The sequence below is a fragment of the Rudaeicoccus suwonensis genome (genome assembly GCF_007829035.1).
Classification (GTDB): domain Bacteria; phylum Actinomycetota; class Actinomycetes; order Actinomycetales; family Dermatophilaceae; genus Rudaeicoccus; species Rudaeicoccus suwonensis.
This window is the reverse complement of sequence record NZ_VIVQ01000001.1, coordinates 1,413,297-1,430,571: the sequence shown is the minus strand read 5'-3', so window position 1 is coordinate 1,430,571 and position 17,275 is coordinate 1,413,297. Positions and strand designations below refer to the sequence as shown.

At 67.5% G+C, this 17,275-nt stretch carries 16 protein-coding genes; all 16 read right to left on the bottom strand.

From position 1 onward, the window contains the following. Positions 1-269: 269 nt before the first annotated feature. The 16 genes from nusB to BKA23_RS06505 all read right to left on the bottom strand — a co-directional run bounded on the left by nusB (position 270) and on the right by BKA23_RS06505 (position 17,073). Positions 270-752 (bottom strand): transcription antitermination factor NusB, encoded by a 483-nt coding sequence (gene nusB / locus BKA23_RS06580; RefSeq protein ID WP_342783594.1) that lies wholly within the window; start codon positions 750-752, stop codon positions 270-272. 2 nt (positions 753-754) lie between these two features. After that, positions 755-1,315, bottom strand: coding sequence for an elongation factor P (efp, locus tag BKA23_RS06575; protein ID WP_145226600.1), 561 nt, complete (start codon positions 1,313-1,315; stop codon positions 755-757). A gap of 90 nt (positions 1,316-1,405) precedes the next feature. Continuing rightward, a complete protein-coding gene (gene aroB / locus BKA23_RS06570; RefSeq protein ID WP_246104493.1) occupies positions 1,406-2,542 on the bottom strand; it encodes a 3-dehydroquinate synthase in 1,137 nt (378 codons plus the stop codon). Then, the gene (locus tag BKA23_RS06565) at positions 2,539-3,051 is read right to left on the bottom strand and encodes a shikimate kinase (protein ID WP_145226598.1); all 513 of its coding nucleotides are present in this window, start codon (positions 3,049-3,051) and stop codon (positions 2,539-2,541) included. Before BKA23_RS06565 ends, aroB begins: the two co-directional genes overlap by 4 nt. Beyond that, positions 3,048-4,262 carry a chorismate synthase gene (gene aroC / locus BKA23_RS06560; protein WP_145226596.1) on the bottom strand — a complete coding sequence of 405 codons (1,215 nt, stop codon included), beginning with the start codon at positions 4,260-4,262 and terminating at the stop codon, positions 3,048-3,050. Before aroC ends, BKA23_RS06565 begins: the two co-directional genes overlap by 4 nt. An 81-nt stretch (positions 4,263-4,343) precedes the next feature. Further along, positions 4,344-5,213 carry a shikimate dehydrogenase gene (locus BKA23_RS06555; RefSeq protein ID WP_246104492.1) on the bottom strand — a complete coding sequence of 290 codons (870 nt, stop codon included), beginning with the start codon at positions 5,211-5,213 and terminating at the stop codon, positions 4,344-4,346. Continuing rightward, positions 5,186-6,811, bottom strand: a complete 1,626-nt coding sequence (gene mltG / locus BKA23_RS06550) for an endolytic transglycosylase MltG (protein WP_145226594.1) — start codon at positions 6,809-6,811, stop codon at positions 5,186-5,188. The genes BKA23_RS06555 and mltG overlap by 28 nt, the downstream gene beginning before the upstream one ends. Next, complete coding sequence (gene ruvX / locus BKA23_RS06545; protein ID WP_145226592.1) at positions 6,808-7,311, bottom strand: Holliday junction resolvase RuvX; 504 nt, start codon at positions 7,309-7,311, stop codon at positions 6,808-6,810. Before ruvX ends, mltG begins: the two co-directional genes overlap by 4 nt. Further along, entirely contained in the window at positions 7,308-10,025 is a 2,718-nt protein-coding gene (gene alaS / locus BKA23_RS06540; RefSeq protein WP_145226590.1) for an alanine--tRNA ligase, read from the bottom strand. The genes ruvX and alaS overlap by 4 nt, the downstream gene beginning before the upstream one ends. 70 nt (positions 10,026-10,095) lie before the next feature. Further along, a complete protein-coding gene (locus tag BKA23_RS06535) occupies positions 10,096-10,305 on the bottom strand; it encodes a hypothetical protein (protein WP_145226588.1) in 210 nt (69 codons plus the stop codon). Beyond that, on the bottom strand, positions 10,302-10,676 hold the full coding sequence (locus tag BKA23_RS06530) for a DUF948 domain-containing protein (protein ID WP_145226586.1): 375 nt from the start codon (positions 10,674-10,676) through the stop codon (positions 10,302-10,304). The genes BKA23_RS06535 and BKA23_RS06530 overlap by 4 nt, the downstream gene beginning before the upstream one ends. A 238-nt stretch (positions 10,677-10,914) precedes the next feature. Next, a complete protein-coding gene (locus BKA23_RS06525; protein ID WP_145226584.1) occupies positions 10,915-12,045 on the bottom strand; it encodes an ABC transporter ATP-binding protein in 1,131 nt (376 codons plus the stop codon). A gap of 4 nt (positions 12,046-12,049) precedes the next feature. Continuing rightward, positions 12,050-13,147: an ABC transporter ATP-binding protein gene (locus tag BKA23_RS06520; RefSeq protein ID WP_145226582.1), complete on the bottom strand. Its 1,098-nt coding sequence runs from the start codon at positions 13,145-13,147 to the stop codon at positions 12,050-12,052. Continuing rightward, positions 13,144-14,136, bottom strand: coding sequence for an ABC transporter permease (locus tag BKA23_RS06515; protein WP_145226580.1), 993 nt, complete (start codon positions 14,134-14,136; stop codon positions 13,144-13,146). Before BKA23_RS06515 ends, BKA23_RS06520 begins: the two co-directional genes overlap by 4 nt. A gap of 82 nt (positions 14,137-14,218) precedes the next feature. Beyond that, on the bottom strand, positions 14,219-15,982 hold the full coding sequence (locus BKA23_RS06510) for an ABC transporter substrate-binding protein (RefSeq protein WP_145226578.1): 1,764 nt from the start codon (positions 15,980-15,982) through the stop codon (positions 14,219-14,221). A gap of 101 nt (positions 15,983-16,083) precedes the next feature. Next, positions 16,084-17,073, bottom strand: a complete 990-nt coding sequence (locus BKA23_RS06505) for an ABC transporter permease (protein WP_246104491.1) — start codon at positions 17,071-17,073, stop codon at positions 16,084-16,086. Positions 17,074-17,275: the final 202 nt, after the last annotated feature.

Genomic DNA, 17,275 nt, shown 5'->3' with positions numbered 1-17,275 from the left:
GTCGCCGCCGAACCGTGTCCACGCCGGCGCCTCGACGCGAGACACGCTTCCTAGCGGCACCCCAACGTTGACCTGGCAGACGGTGTCGTTACCCGCGGTCTGCCCGCACCCCCACGTCGACCTGGCAAACGATGTCGTTACACGCGCCCCACAACGACATCTGGTGCCAGGTCGACCACGTCCGGCCGCCAAAACTGCCAGGTCAACCCGGGCCGCGGCAAGAAAACCCCCGCTCCGCAGCCGGGCGGACCTCGCGGACGCTCGCCGAGTCAGGCGAGTGTCGCCTTGACCGACGCCAGCCGGTTGAGCAGACCCCCCACAAACCGCGGGGAGTTGTCCGTCGACAGCGCCGACGCGAGGCCGACCGCCTCGGTGATGACGACCGCGTCGTCGACATCGTCGTTGTAGACGAGCTCCCACGTGGCCACCCGCAACAGCGCACGGTCCACGGCGGGCATGCGCTCCGGCGGCCAGTCCTTGCTGTACGTCGTCAGCGCCTCGTTGATCGAACGCCAGTTGTCGACGACGCCGCGCACGATCTCGACGGTGTAACGCGGCAGCGGCGTCTGGGTGGTCGGCGCGACCAGGCGCGCCTCGAGCAACTCGGCGGCGTTCTCACCGCGCTGCTCTGCCTCGAACAGCAACTCCAGCGCCTTCTTGCGCGCCTTGCTGCGAGCAGGCAGCTTCGACAGGTCCGCGCTGGTGCTGCTGATCAGCTCGGTCTCACCGTCGCCGCCGGGGGCGGGTGTCATCGTCAGTTGACCCGGCCGAGGTAGGAACCGTCGCGGGTGTCGACCTTGACCTTGGTGCCGGTCTCCAGGAACAGCGGGACGGCGATCTCGGCGCCGGTCTGCAACGTCGCCGGCTTGGTGCCGCCGGTGGAGCGGTCACCCTGCAGGCCCGGCTCGGTGTGCGTGATCTCGAGCACGACCGAGGTGGGCAGCTCGACATACAGCACGGTGCCGTCGTGGGTGGCGACGATGGCTTCCTGGTTCTCCAGCATGAAGTCCGCGGCGCGGCCGACGGTGCCCTCGGGGATGTTGATCTGGTCGTAGGTCTTGGTGTCCATGAACACGAAATCCGTGCCGTCCTTGTACAGGAACTGCATGTCGGAGCGGTCGACGTTGGCGGTCTCGACCTTGACGCCCGCGTTGAAGGTCTTGTCGACGACCTTGCCGGACAGGACGTTCTTGAGCTTCGTGCGCACGAACGCCGGCCCCTTGCCGGGCTTGACGTGCTGGAACTCCACCACAGACCACAGCTGGCCCTCGATGTTCAGCACCAGGCCATTCTTCAGATCGTTCGTGCTAGCCACGCTTGGTCCTTTGCGTTCTGTATGACGGTCCGCCGCCGCGCCGAATGCTTTCGGGCAGGTCGCAGTCCCGTGAGTCGAAGGGGAATCGCCTCAGTCTACCGGCTGCGGCGACGTCCCCGATCCCGCCGTGCCAGTCCCGACCTGTATGGCGACAGCCTCGAAGGCCTCGTACAACTGCGCCGGCAGCGGGCCTTCCAGCCGGTCGGTCTGCCCGATGCCGGTCAGCACCACGAAACGCAGCATCGCGCCGCGCGTCTTCTTGTCGCGCATCATCGCGGTCGTCAGCGCGCCCCACCGCGCCTGCGGGTCGTCGTCGAAGCGGTACTCCGTCGGCAGTCCGAGGCTGCTCAACACCGAGCGGTGCCAGGCGACCAGCGCCTCATCGATCAGCCCGGCCCGGTGGGCGAGTTCGGCGACGAAGACCATCCCGACGGCGACCGCGTCACCGTGCCGCCACCCGTAGTGCTCGACCTGCTCGATCGCGTGCGCGAAGGTGTGCCCGTAGTTGAGAATCTCGCGCAGCGAGGCCTCCCGCAGATCCGCGGCGACCACATCGGCCTTGACCTGCACCGCGCGCGCGACGAGTTCGGGCAGCACGTCGCCGTCGATGTCGAGCGCGGCCCCGGGATCGGCAACCAGTTCCAGAATCCGCGGGTCCCGGATGAAGCCGCATTTGACGACTTCCGCCATACCGGCGACGAGGTCGGCACGCGGCAACGTGCGCAGCAACGACAGATCGCACACCACGACGGCCGGCGGGTGGAACGCGCCCACCAGGTTCTTGCCCTCAAGGGTGTTGATGCCCGTCTTGCCGCCCACCGCCGCGTCGACCATGCCGAGCAGGGTCGTCGGCACCTGCACCACCGGCACGCCGCGCAGCCAGGTGGCCGCCACGAAGCCACCGAGATCGGTGGTGGCACCTCCACCGATCGCCACGACGACGTCGGTGCGGGTGAAGCCCTCCTGACCCAGCCGTGCCCACAGGTCGGCCGCAACGGCGGCCGTCTTGGCCTCTTCCGCGTCGGGCAGTGCGACCGACGTCGGATGCAATCCCCGGTGTGCCAGCTCCCCGGTCAGCGCGTCCGCGACGGACTGCAGGGCCGGCGCGTGCACGATCAGCACCCGCAGCGCGCCTTCGGGGATGCGATCGGCGACCGATGTGACGACGCCTCGGCCGATGACGACGTCATACTGCCCGGCGACGTCAATCACCTTGAGATCGCTCACGATTCGCGCACCAGCCCGATGACGTCGGCGACAACATCGGCCACGGTGCGACCGGCGGTGTCGACGGTCCAGGTCGCCAGGCGTTCGTAGGTCGCGCGCCGCTCGCCCATCAGCCGGGTCCACGTCGCGCGCGGGTTGACCGCGAGCAGCGGTCGATTGCCGTCGAACCCGACACGGCCGGCGGCGTCCGCGATAGCGACGCTGAGGAAGACGACCGGCTGTCCGTCGAGCAGGTCCGCCGTCGACGGCGTCATCGGAGCCCCTCCACCCACGGCGACCACGCCGGGCTGTTGCAGCGAGCGTGCGACCGCGTCGGCTTCGAGCGCCCGGAAGACGGCTTCACCCTGCTCGACGAAGATCTCCGAGATCGTCACGCCCTGCTCGGACTCGATGAGGTCGTCGGAGTCGGTGAACGGCAGGTCCAGTCGCCGCGCGACCTCGCGCCCGACGGTCGACTTGCCGGCACCGGGCGGGCCGATCAGCACCACGGTGGGTATGTCGACACTCATCGCATCAGCTCCGGGATCGCCGCGAGGTATCCGGCCACGTTGCGCCGAGTCTCCCCCACACTGTCGCCGCCGAACTTCTCCAGCACCGCCTCGGCCAGCACCAGGGCCACCATCGCCTCCGCGACGACACCTGCCGCCGGCACGGCGCAGACATCCGACCGCTGATGTATGGCGGTGGCCTCCTCGCCACTTGCGACGTCGATCGTGCGCAGTGCCCGCGGCACCGTCGAGATCGGCTTCATCGCCGCGCGCACGCGCAACACCTCACCGGTCGACATGCCGCCCTCGGTGCCCCCGGCCCGGTTGGTCTCACGGCGGACCCGCCCGTCGGTGCGCACGATCTCGTCGTGCGCGGCCGACCCGCGTCGCGCGGCAGTCCGGAAGCCGTCGCCGACCTCGACGCCCTTGATCGCCTGGATCCCCATGAGCGCTCCAGCGAGCCGCGCGTCGAGGCGGCGGTCGCCGTGCACGTGGGAGCCGAGACCCGGGGGCACGTCATACGCCAGCACCTCGACAACACCACCGAGGGTGTCGCCGTCGGCCTTGGCCAGATCGACCTGCTCGGTCATCGCCGCGGCGGACGCAGGGTCGAGGCAACGCACCGGGTTCGCGTCGAGTGCGGCCACATCGTCGGGGGTCGGCAGCGGGGCGTCGTCAGGGCAGCCGGCGGAGCCGATGGCGACCGTGTGCGACACGACCCGGACGCCGAGGGTCTGCTGCAGAAACGCCGAGGCGACCGCACCCAGTGCGACACGCGCCGCGGTCTCACGTGCCGACGCGCGCTCGAGGATCGGCCGCGCCTCGGTGAAGCCGTACTTCTGCATCCCGACCAGGTCGGCGTGGCCGGGCCGCGGACGGGTGAGCGGACGGTTGCGCGCGAGTTCCTTGGGGGCGCCGACGTCGTCAGCGCCCTGCAGCGCCTCCCGCGACACCGGCTCCGGGCTCATGACGGTCTCCCATTTCGCCCATTCGGTGTTGCCGACGGTGATCGCGATGGGTGAGCCGAGGGTGGAGCCGTGGCGCACCCCGCCGACGAAGGACACGGCGTCCTTCTCGAAGGACATCCGGGCGCCGCGCCCGTAGCCCAGCCGGCGCCGCGCCAGCGCGGCGGCGAGATCATCCGCGGTGATCTGGACTCCGGCTGGCAGTCCTTCCATCACCGCCGTCAGTTGCGGGCCATGGGATTCACCTGCGGTCAACCAGCGAAGCATGGCCCGAATCCTGCCACGTCCGCATCGGCGCCCGGCTGGATGTCCAAACCGGCAGCACAAGGCCCGCCCGGCTCGAACCCGTCAGGCGACCGCCGCGCGGCCCACCTGCTGCATCACGGCTAGCGGAGCGGTCCGGCCCGTCATCTGCTCGACCTGCGCGGCCGCCTGGTGGATCAGCATCTCGATACCCGGCACGACCGTCATCCGGTATGCCGCAGCCACCCTCGCGAGAGCGGTGGGCCAGCCGGCATACACCACGTCGAGCAGCACCCCGCCGCGCATGTCCGCCCGGGCGGCCAGCCGTGACATCGCCTCGGCGAGACCGTCGGCAGCCCCGGACGGTGTGGTGTTGATCAGCAGTTCGGCATCCGCGCAGTCTGCTGCGGCGTCGTCCATCCGCACCGTCTGCACCGCCATGCCGTGGTCGCGTGCCTGCGCAATGGTCGACGGTCGCGGCTGGTCGCGCACCACCAACTCGACCTCGCGCACACCGAGGTCGGCAATCGCAGCCAGTGCCGAGCGCGCCGTCGCTCCGGACCCGACGATCACCGCGCGCCGCACACCTCCGGTGACGATGCCCGCGTCGACCAGCGCCTGCCGCACACCCACCACATCGGTGTTGTCACCGCGCCAGCCGTCCCGGGTCCGGATCAACGTGTTGACGGCTCCGGTGCGGCGAGCGACGTCGGTGGAGTTGCTCGCCACCAGCAGCGCCCGCTCCTTCAGCGGCATCGTCAGCGACAGCCCGGCCCACGTCGGGCCGAGACCGGCAACCAACTCCGGCAGGCCCGACACGTCGCATTCGTGCGCCTCGTAGGACCAGTCCTGCAGACCGAGCGCCTCGTATGCCGCCCGGTGCAGCGCCGGCGACAGCGAATGCCGGATCGGCTTGCCGAGCACGGCGGCCCGGTGCCGCACCGGCGTCAGCACTTGCCCGGGTTCGCCTGGCACCAGGCGTGGAACTGATTCTCGTTCTGCTGTTGCTCGGGGTAGGTGTCGGCGAAAAGCGTCTCGCCCGTGGCCAGGTTCACCGTCACGAAATACAGCCAGCTGCCCGCGGCAGGGTGCAGCGCGGCGTTGATCGCTGCCACACCGGGGTTATCGATCGGGCCGGGCGGCAGTCCCTTGACCAGGTAGGTGTTGTACGGGCTGGTGCTCGCACGTTCTTGGTTGGTGGTCGTGACGGTGCCGCGCTTCTGCTCGGCGAAGTGGATCGTCGAGTCGAACTGCAACGGCATGCCCTGCGCGACACGGTTGTAGATCACCCGCGCCACCTTCGGGCCGTCGGAACCCAGCTTTGACTCCGCCTGCACGAGCGACGCCACCGTGATCACCTGGCGCAACTGCGAGGCCGGTATGCCAAGCGCGGCATACTCCGCCTTGCCCTGGTTGACCATGGTCTGCAGTTGCTCTTGAGCAGTCGCACCGGTCGGGAAGTTGTACGTCGAGGGAAACAGGAAGCCTTCCATGTCACCCTTCGCCGCCGCCGGCAGCCCCAACGAGGCGGCAGTGACCTTCTGGTAGTTCGCCAGCGGCACGCCGGTGCTCTTCGACAACAACGCGAAGATCTCGTTGTCCCACAGACCCTCGGGAATCGTGGTGCCGGTGCTGACGAATGACGCCGGGTTGAGCATCAGGTTGAGCGCAGCCTGCGAGCTCATGTGCTCTCGCAGCTTGTAGGTGCCCGGCTGGATCGAGGTGAACTGCTGGTTGCCGTCGGCGACCGACAAAAAGGTGCTGGCCGACTTCACCACGCCGGCCGCGACAAGATTGGCTGCGATCTGAGCGCCTGAATCGCCTTGGTTCACCGTGAAGTTCACACTTCCGGTGCCGTTGCCGGTGTAGTCGCCGCCACTGGAGCTGCTGCTGCCGAAGTGCGGCAGACCAACTTTGGTGACCGCGAAGCCCAGACCGCCCAGCACCAGAGCGAGGGCGAGCACCAAAAACAGGCACGAACGCCCGGCCCGACGCCGCGCGTGCGGGTCCTCGTCGTACCCGGCAGCATCCATCGGGTGGTCGTCCTCGTGGTCGGTGTGATCAGGAACCAGATCCGCGACTCCGCCATAGACGACGTCGTCCTCGCCGCGCCGGCCTGTGGGCGCCTGCTCCTCGCGCAGACTACGCCGCGTCGGGATGTATGTCGTTTCGTCCTCGCTGGTGTCCGGCTCCGCACGCGCAGCGCGAACGGACGCTGCGGCAGGAACGGTCACGCGTTGCTCGGCCAGAACCGGGGGCGCGACCGTCGGATAGGGAGTCGTGCGGCGCTGTTCGGAGCGGGTGGTCGGCGCTGTGACCGGGACCGGCGCGGTCACCGGCCGACTCCGGTATGGCGACGTTCGCGTTCGCTCGGCAGCTGTCTGATCGGAGACTGGCTGCTCGGTGACCGGCTGCGTCGCGGGCGGAGGCGACGCGGACTGCTGCTCCTGGTCGAAGGGCGCGTCGGACGAGGATGCCGCAAGACGCGCCGCGCGTTCGCGCCGTTCGCGCCGGGTCATCAGCGGCTCGTTGCCGTCCTCAGCGCCGTTGCCTGCCGGAGGCGGGGTGTTCATCGGAGACCTTCCACGGACCTGTTGTTCTTTCGACGCGGTTTACGTCCCCCCAGAAGCACTCCGGCAGGGTTCCCCGAAACCCGCTCCGAGTCAAGCGCGACCTGGAGGATCAGCACGGCCGCCTGTTGGTCGATGTGCGCCCTGCTGCGTTTGCTGGACACTCCAGCTTCGCGCATCGCGCGGTGGGCGTCGACGGTCGTCATACGTTCGTCCACCAGACGCACCGGCACCGCGGGCGACTGTTTGGCGAACTCCCCCGCCCACCGGCGGGCCGCCTGCGCGGCGGCATGCTCGTGCCCGTCCAGCGACAGCGGCAGACCCACGACGACCTCGATCGCCTCGCGTTCGGCCGCCTCCTGCACCACCTGACGTATGTCGGAGTCGTCCGCCGCACGTGTGAGCGTGGCGACCGGGGTGGCGATCAAGCCGTCGGGGTCACACGCCGCGAGGCCGACGCGGACACTGCCCACGTCGACCCCGAGACGAACTCCGCTCCTCACCTGTCGGCGACCTTCTCGCCGATGGTGCGCTGCACCTCGGTCAGTGCGTCGGCGATCTTCGTGCTGTCGCTGCCGCCGCCCTGAGCCAGGTCCGGTTTACCGCCGCCTCCGCCGCCGAGGACGCCGGCGGCGACTTTCACCAGGTCACCGGCGCGGACACCGCGATCGCGCGCCGCCGCGTTGGTGGCGATCACCACGACCGGGCGCTCCTTGGCCACGCCTGCTACGGCGACCACCGATGGCGCACCCTCGCCCAGCCGCGACCGCAGGTCGGTCACCAGCCCGCGGATCTCGTCGGCACCCAGCTGACCGGCGTCGTGCCCGAGGTAACGCACGCCGTGCACCTCGGTCGCACTGCCGACCAACGCACCCGCCGAGGCGAGCAGCTGCTGCTGCCGCAGGCGGGCGATCTCACGCTCGGCCTCCTTGACCCGGCCCAGCAGGTCGTTGATACGTTCGGGCAGTTCCTGTGGCTGCACCTTCACCAGGCCGGACAACTCGCTGACGATCGCGCGCTCCCGCGCCAGATAGCGCAACGCTTCCATGCCGACGAAGGCCTCGACACGGCGCACACCCGAGCCGACCGACGACTCACCGGTCACCGTCAGCGCGCCCACCTGCGAGGAGTGCGCGACATGCGTGCCACCGCACAACTCGCGCGACCAAGGACCGCCGATCTCGATGACGCGCACCTGCTCGTCATACGTCTCGCCGAACAGTGCCAGCGCGCCCCACTCGCGCGCTTCGGGCAAGGTCATGTACTGCGAGCTGACCGGAAGGTCTTGTCGCACAGCGAGATTGGCGACCTCCTCGATCTCCGAACGGGTGGCCGCGGACAGCGCGGAGTTCCACGCGAAGTCGAGCCGCAGATAACCGGGCTTGTTGTAGGAGCCGCTCTGCAGCGCCGACGGGCCGAGCACCTGCCGCAGCGCAGCGTGGATCACGTGGGTGCCCGAGTGAGCCTGGCAGGCGCTGATCCGCCAGTCCGGGTCGACCTGGGCCCGCACCTGGTCACCGACCTGGACGCCACCCTCGGCGACCTCGACTGTGTGCACCACCAGGCCCTTCACCGGTCGCTGCACGTCGACGACGCGCAGGCTGCCCGACGGCGTCGTGATGACGCCCTCGTCGGCGATCTGGCCACCGGATTCGGCGTAGAACGTCGTGCGGTCCAGCACCACCTGGCCGACCTGACCGGGTGCAAGCTCCTGCACTCGCGCACCGTCGACCACGAGGCCACGCACCACACCTTCGGTCGAAAGCGCTTGATACGCCTGCCAATCGGTGGCGCCGAGCTCGCGCAACTCCTTCCAGACCTCGGTGTCGGCGTGGCCGGACTTCTTGGCCTTCGCATCCGCCTTGGCGCGCTGACGCTGCTCGTCCATCAACCGGCGGAATCCGTCACGGTCGACCTCGACGCCCTGCTCGGCCGCCATCTCCAGGGTCAGGTCGATCGGGAATCCGTAGGTGTCGTGCAGTTGGAAGGCCTCGCCACCGGGCAGCACCGCCGCCCGGGTCCCGCCGAGCGAGGCCGCGGACTGCTTGGCCTTGGTGACCGCGGTGTCCAGAATCGTGGTGCCGGCCGCGAGCGTTCGCCGGAAGGCATCCTCCTCGCCATACGCGATCTGGGTGATGCGGGCGAAGTCGGTCTCGAGTTCGGGGTACGACGCCTTCATCCGCTCCATGCTCACCGGCAGCAGCTCGGGCAGCGCGTGGTCCTCGAAGCCCAACAGGCGCATCGCGCGGACCGCACGTCGCAACATCCGGCGCAGTACGTAGCCGCGGCCCTCGTTGCCGGGCGTGACGCCATCGCCGATTAGCATCAGCGACGAGCGCACGTGGTCGGCCACCACGCGCAGATGCACGTCATCGGGGTGGCTCGATCCCGCCGAGTGACCCGACCGCTCGCCATACGTCTTGCCGGTCAGTTCGGCCGCCTTGGCCAGCACCGGGTAGACCTCGTCGATCTCGTAGAGGTTGTCCTTGCCCTGCAGCACGCTGGCGATGCGCTCCAGACCCATGCCGGTGTCGATGTTGCGGGTCGGCAGTGACCCGGCGATGTCGAAGTCGGCCTTGCTGCGCACCGCCGACAATTCGTCCTGCATGAAGACGAGATTCCAGATCTCCATGTATCTGTCCTCGTCGACTGCGGGGCCTCCGGTCTGGCCGTACTCCTCGCCGCGGTCGATGAAGATCTCCGAGCTGGGGCCACCGGGCCCCGGCACGCCCATGGACCAGTAGTTGTCGTTCTCGTCGCGCCGGGTGATCCGCTGCTCGGGAATACCGATCTTGTCGCGCCACAGGGAGAACGCCTCGTCGTCGTCCTTGAAGACCGTCGGCCACAGCTTCTCGGGATCCAGGCCGTAACCGCCCTCGCCCTGCGGGCTCGTCAGCAACCCCCAGGCCAGGTCGATGGCTTCTTCCTTGAAGTAGTCGCCGAAGCTGAAGTTGCCGTTCATCTGGAAGAACGTGCCGTGCCGCGAGGTCTTGCCGACCTCCTCGATGTCACCGGTGCGCACGCACTTCTGCACGCTGGTGGCGCGCTTCCACGGCGGCGTCTGCTGCCCCAGCATGTACGGCTTCATCGGCACCATGCCGGCGTTGACGAACAACAGGTTCGGGTCGTCGTAGATCAGCGGCGCGGACGGCACCACCGTGTGTTCGTGCTGCTCGAAATAGGCCAGCCACCGTCGGCGGATCTCAGCGGTTTCCATCATCAGTTCCTTTACACATCAAAGCTTTTCGTCGCCCACGTCGGGGCAGGGCACAGCAACCAGGCGGGGCTCAGCGGCCCTCGATAGCTCGCGCGTCGTCGGCGCGTTCGCCCGGCAGCGTCAGGTGTGTGTCCACCGCCAGCGCCTGACGTAGTTGCGACTCACGCTGTGCCATTCCGGTCTGTATGTCGCGCACGAATCCGCCGGCGCTCCTGCGAACAGGCCGGCTGGCCCCGACCGCGGCGACGGCCGCGCCGGTGGCGACCAGTGCCCACTTCACGAGCCGCTCCGTGTGCCGGGGCGACGCGCTGCGACGGCGGAGCGAACGCCATACGAGAACGCCGCGACCTTGATCAACGGGCGCCCCACCGTCGCCGCGGTCACCGAGGTGAGCGCGCTCACATTGGTCGACATTGTGGCGACATTGCTGGAGATGGTGTCCAGCCGGGCGATCTGCTGGTTGGTCGCGGACACGGTCTCGGTGACCTCACGCAGCAGCACGACGGTCTCGTCGGTGATCTCGCGGACTCCGGCGCGCGACTCGTCGAGCACTTTGCCGGCCTTGCCGATCATGGAGCCCATGCGCAGCACAAGGACAGCGAACGCCAATGCGGCGATCACTCCAGCTATGTCTCCGAGCGAGACGCTCATCTGCGGCCCTGTTCCATCGCGCCGGTCAGCCTACCGTCCCCTGCTGACCTGCTCGTTGACGCTGGTCCGGCCCCAGCGCGTCAGCCGACCCGGCCGAGACAGCCCGATCAAGGTCGGCCTGCGCTGCAGCGCGGCCACGATGGCGTTCGGTTGCTGAGCGACGATCGGTGTATGCCGATGCCCGCCCTCCCGAAGAACCGGGCGGGCGGGCATCGACATCATGCGGGGTCGGACTGGATCAGGCGGTGACGGATCCCGACTCGACGACGAGGTCGGCCTTGACCTCGGGGAAGTGGCAGGCGATGGTGTGCTCCGGCTTGCCGCGCTCGGCCTCCAGGACCGGTTCCTCCAGCGCGCAGACCTCCTGTGCCTTCCAGCACCGGGTGCGGAATCGGCAGCCGCTCGGCGGGTCGATCGGGCTCGGCACATCGCCGGTCAGGCGGATGCGCTCGGTCGGGATCGCGCCGCGCACGACGTTGAGGTCCGGAGCCGCCGACAGCAGAGCCTGGGTGTACGGGTGCTGTGGCTTCTCGTAGATGTCGACCCGGTCCCCGAGTTCGACGACCTTGCCGAGGTACATCACCGCGATCCGGTCGCAGAAATGCCGGACGATTCCCAGGTCGTGGGCGATGAAGACGAACGAGATGCCCAACTCACGCCGGAGCTTGTTCATCAGGTTCATCACCTGCGCCTGGATCGACACGTCGAGCGCCGACACCGGCTCGTCGGCGACGATCACCTTGGGCTCGACCGCCAGCGCGCGGGCGATGCCGATGCGCTGGCGTTGACCACCGGAAAACTCGTTCGGGTAGCGGTTCACGTGCTCGGGGTTGAGGCCGACAAGATCCAGGAGCTCCTGAACCCGCGCCTTGACCTGCTTCTTGGGCACGATGTCGTGGATCTCCAGGGCTGCGCCGATGATGTTGAGCACCGTGAAGCGCGGGTTCAGCGAGCCATAGGGGTCCTGGAAGATCAGCTGCAGATCGCGTCGCAGCGGCCGCAGCTGCTTCTCCTTGAGCTTGGCGATGTCGGTGCCCTGGAAGTTGATCGTGCCCGACGTGGGCTCTATCAACCGGGTCACCAGCCGGCCGGTCGTGGTTTTGCCACAGCCGGACTCACCCACGAGACCGAGGGTCTCCCCTGCCGCCAGATCGAAGCTGACTCCGTCCACCGCACGGGTCTGCAGCGTCTTGGGGAAGAGTCCGGAGTACTCCTTGACCGGGAAGTGCTTGACCAGGTCGTGCACCTCCAGCAGCATCTCGCCGCGGGGACCGTTCGAAGGATGCACGATGGTCTCGGCGGCGACGGCCTCACCGTCTGCCGCATGCCTCGGCTGCGCCGAGGAGTCTTCTGCGTTGATGTCGGTCATTGCATCACTCCAGGTTGGGTGCGACCTCGGTCGCGAAGATCTGGGCCGGGTCGGGCAGGAAACACCGCGAGAGACGCCCCGGTTCGCCTGGCACCTCGATGAACTCGGGCAGATCCCGGGCACACTTGCCACCGCCGACGCGCTCCTTGAAGTCGCAGCGTGGGTGGAACGAGCATCCCGACGGCAGGTGGACCAGGCTGGGCGGTGAACCCTGGATCGGCTTGAGGTCGCTGCCGACATCCGCGGTCAGGGAGGGCACCGAGCTGAGCAGACCCCAGGTGTAGGGATGCCGTGGATTGGCCAGCACCTGTTGAGCGGTGCCGAACTCGACGCTGCGGCCGCCATACATCACCATGACATGGTCGGCGACCTCCGCAACGACCGCCAAGTCGTGGGTGATCATGATGATCGCCGACCCGAACTCGCGCTGCAGGTCGTTCATCAGGTCGAGGATCTGCGCCTGCACCGTCACGTCGAGAGCCGTCGTGGGCTCGTCCGCGATGAGCAGCTTCGGGTCGTTGACGAGCCCGAGCGCGATCATGGCGCGCTGGCGCATACCGCCGGAGAACTCGAAGGGGTACTGCTTGGCCCGCCGTGCCGGGTTGGGGATGCCGACCCGGTCGAGCATCTCGACAGCCCGCTTGGCGGCCACGCTCTTCGACACCTTGTGGTGCGCGCGGTAGGCCTCGGTGATCTGCGCGCCGACCTTCTTGAACGGGTGCAGCGAAGACTGCGGATCCTGGAAGATCATCGCCACGGTCTCGCTGCGCAGATCGCGGAAGGTGTTGGCGGACGCACCGACGAGCTCTTTGCCATCGAGGCGGATCGAGCCGCTGATGCGAGCCTTCTTGGTGTCGTGCAGACCCATGACGGCCATCGACGACACACTCTTGCCGGAGCCGGACTCACCGACGATGGCGAGCGTCTGGCCGGCCTTGACCTGGTATGACACGCCGTTCACGGCGTGCACCAGACCGTCGGCTGTCGGAAACTCGACCTTGAGATCTTCGACCTCGAGGACGACCTGCGCGTTGGGGTCCAGGGGCGGACGACGTGCGTCCCCAGCGTTCACTGACTGCTCAACTCCTGCGGTGTCGGTCATGACAGGGTCACCGTCGGGTCGACCACGGCATACATCATGTCGACGATGAGATTACCGAGCACGATGAAGACAGCACCCACGAGCACGGTCCCGGCCATCACGGGCAGATCCGACTGCGTGAGGCTGTTGATGCTGAGCTTGCCCATGCCCAGCACGTTGAAGACCTGTTCGGTGAAGATCGAGCCGGACAGCTGCCCGGCCAGGTCGATGCCGATGAGGGTGAGGAAGGGCGCGATCGCGGCACGCAGGGCGTGCAGGACGATGACCCGCAACTCACCGACACCCTTGGACCGCGCTGTGCGGACGTAGTCCGCCGAGAGGGTGTTGATCATGAAGGCCCGCACATAGCGCACGTAGGCAAGCGCGTTGAACACCCCGAAGATCACCCAGATCGAGAAGAAGCCGGTGAACCACTGCCACGGGCCTTGGGTGATCGGGTTGTACTGCACCGCTGGCAGCACTCCCCAGATGAGCACGAGGTAGAGATTCAGGACAAGTGCCCACACGTAATACGGGATCGCGCCGACCACCTGTGAGACCCCGACCACAAATCTGTCGATCGGGGACCCCCGTTTCGTCGCCGCAATGACCCCGAGCAGCAATCCGAGCGGGATGAAGACCACGGCTCCGCCCACCACGATCGAGATCGTGACCGGCAGCACCTGGCCCACCATCGTGGTCACCGACTGACTCTGCACGAAGGACCAGCCGAGGCAGGGCGCGGTGCACCGCTGGGAGACGCCGCCGCTGCTGATGTCGCGGCCGACGACGAGGCCCTCCACGTAGGTGCCGAACTGGTCGATGATCGGCTTGTCGAGGCCCATCTGGTGATCCAGCGCCTTGACGATCGACTTCGTGCAGTGCGTGGTGCACTGCTGGTAGGCCGGGTTGCCACCTGCACCCGAGAAGAACAGCGAGAACGTCAGCACGATGGTCGCGAAGACCACGCTCAGTGCCAACAGCAGGCGGCGAAGGATGTAAACGATCAACGGAGGGCTCCTCGTGCGATCACGATGATGGGGCGGCGCAGCGGGGGAATCGAATTCCCCCGCTGCGCCTGGTGGTGATGCGTCAGCCGACCCAGAGGTCGGTCATCACGGGCATACCGACGACCAGCGCGTCCTGCACTCCGTGGACCTGGTCACCGAAGGTGAAGTTGGCCAACGCGTAGTTGTCCGGCAGCGCGGGCAGGTAGTCGGTCATCAGCGTCTGGTCCAGCGCGGCCCACTTCGGTGCAGCCTGGGCGATCGGCAGCGCCTGGTACTGCGCGATCTCGGCGCTGATGGCCGGGTTCGAGAACTCGCCCACCGACAGACCGTTGGTGATGCCCTTCCCGTTGAACAGCGGCGGGTAGACCGCGTCACCGGTCGGCCAGTCGTAGCACCAACCGGGGGTGCCCTGCAGCATGTTCACCGGTGCGGACGAGTTGGCGATGTCGGTCTCGTAGACCTGACTGCTGACACCGATGTCCTGCACCTGGAAGCCGGCTGCCTCAAGACCAGCCTTCTGGGCCTGGTTCGCTTTGATGCCGTTGGGCTGGTTGTTGATGTAGTAGTACGACAACTTGTAGTTGCTGTCACCGGCCGCAGCCAGCATCGCCTTGGCCTTGGCCGGGTCACCGTTCCCTTGACCGATTGCGCCGTTCACCGGCGGGTAGGCCTTGAAACCGGGCAGCGACAGCGGACCGTAGGTCGTGGCCGGCTGGAAGGACAGCGGGCTGACGCTGCCTGCCTTGCGGATCTGGTTGTACGGCCAGGCGATGGCGATCGCCTTGCGGACCGCGAACGGGATCTTGCGGGTGTCCATGTTGTCGTAGTACACACAGCCGGTGGGGCCGTCGACGAACTGGTCCTTCTTGGCACCCTCGACCTCCGTGACCAACGACGAGTCGATCGGCGCGATGTTCACCGTCGTGGCGCCGACGCCGCTGTTGGCGAGGATCCGCTGCTGCGACGTCAGCGGGGTCACCGAGAAGTTGATGTCAATCTGGTTGGGGTACTGGTGGCGTACCGGGTCGGTGCTCGGGTTCCAGTACGGGTTCTTGACCAGCACCATCTTCGACCCGATGGTGTACGACTTGACCATGTAGGGGCCGGTCGTGACCGGGTGCTGCTGGTAGGTCGCCTTGGTGTCCGATGCCTTGGGGATCGGCGAGACCTCCGGGAAGCTCATGAAGTAGGGCAGCGAGGGCCACTTCTTGGTCAGGTGGAAGACCACCGTGTTGGTGCCTGTCGCGGTGACACCGGGGAAGTTGGCGTTCGGCTGGTCGAAGGGACCCTTGTAGGTCGAGCCGCCCTGCAGATACTCCATCTGGTACTGCGTGCCGTTCTTGGCGACGCTGTCGACGGCGAAGGAGCGCTTCACCGCGTAGACCACGTCGGCCGCGGTGACCGGCTGGCCGTTGGAGAACTTCAGGCCGGACTTCAGCGTGTAGGTCCAGGTCAGGCCGTCGGGAGACGCGGTGCCGAGGTTCGTGGCGAGGTCGGGCACCAGCTGCGGCTTGCCGTTGACGTAGCGGTACTGCGTCAGGCCGCGGTACAGCAGCGTCGCGTAGGCGCTGGAGTCGGTGTAGTAGATGCCCGACGGGTCCATCGTCGGCGGGGTCGTCGGGTCGTCGACGCTGAGGGTGCCGCCGCTCTTGGCCCCGGGAATGGCCGGCGCCGCACCCGACAGGCTCGCGTTCATCGGTGCGACGACCGCCTCCGAGTTCTGGGCGGCGGCGCTGTTCGCTGCCGAGTTGTTTCCACCCTTCGACGGGTTGCCACTGCCGCAGGCGGCCATGGACACCGAGACAGCCCCCACTGCGGTCACTGCCGCAATTCTGGTCCAGCGCATGTACTTTTCTCCTTTGAGATGCTTCTCGGCCAGCCGCCGAAAAGTGTTCGGGTGGTGCAACTTGATGGTGATCGGAATGAAAGAGCAGATGTGACGCTCGGTCAGCGTCGGGTGTTCGGGTTGAAGGCGTCGGAGACCGCGTCACCGAGCAGGCTGAGCGCGAGCACGAGGATCAGCAGAGCGACCAACGGCACCAGCAAGGGCAGCGCGAAGTTCTGCATCTGCTGCTGCGCCTCGTTGATGTCCAGGCCCCAGTCAGCCGTCGGCGGCGAGATGCCGACACCGAGGTAGGACAGGCCGGCTTCTGCGCTGACGTAGGCCGGCACGGCCGTGGTGAAGTTGACCAGGAAGATGCTCAGCAGGTTCGGCAGCACCTCCTTGAAGATGATCCGGTTGGTCGGGGCCCCGAGAGCGCGCGCGGCCTGGATGAACTCGCGTTCGCGCAGCGAGAGCACCTCGCCGCGGATGAGCCGGGCGGTGCCACCCCACAACAGGAAGATCAGCACGAAGAGCATCGCGACGATGCGGAAGGTCTGCGTCTGGGAGTCCGTGGGCTCGGAGTTGCCGCCGAGGATGATGTTCTCGGTGACCGGCACCAGCGCGATGGCCAGCAGCAGGAAGGGCAGCGACAGGGTGAAGTCGATGATCCAGACGATCACCTTGTCCGGCCAGCCGCCGAAGTACCCACCGATCAAGCCGAGCAGCACCCCGATCACAGTCGAGCCGATGCTGGCACCGACGGCGATCAGCAACGACGGCCGGATGCCGTAGACCAACCGGGCGAAGACGTCGTACCCGGTCGACGACGTGACGCCTAGCCAGTGCTGGCTGTTGGTGTAGAACGTCGGCAGCGAGTCTGCCCCCACCAGGTTGTAGTGCGCGGTCGTCGGCGACTGACCCTCGAGGCCCGCGAGCAACGGGGCGAAGATACCCATCAGGATCATCAGCACGATCACAACGGCGCAGGCGACGGCGACCTTGTCCTTGCGCAGCCGCTCCATGGCAATCCGTGTCGGCGACTTGCTCTCCTGCGGAGCCGGTCCGTCGAGCGACGGCAGCCCCCCGGCTGCCCCTTGGTGTGCCTGCTCCACCTCTGACAACACCTGATTGACATCACCACCAGTGCCAGCGCCGGGCCCTGCCGTCATTCGTCCTCCAACACAAGTGTCCCAGATTGTGGGATACGGAAACCTTCGGACCGCGCTGTTCGCTGTTGGTCCTACAGGTGAACTCTGCGTGGCTGAATCTGCCACACGCATCGCCCCATGGCCGATACACAGGCGCGGACAGACA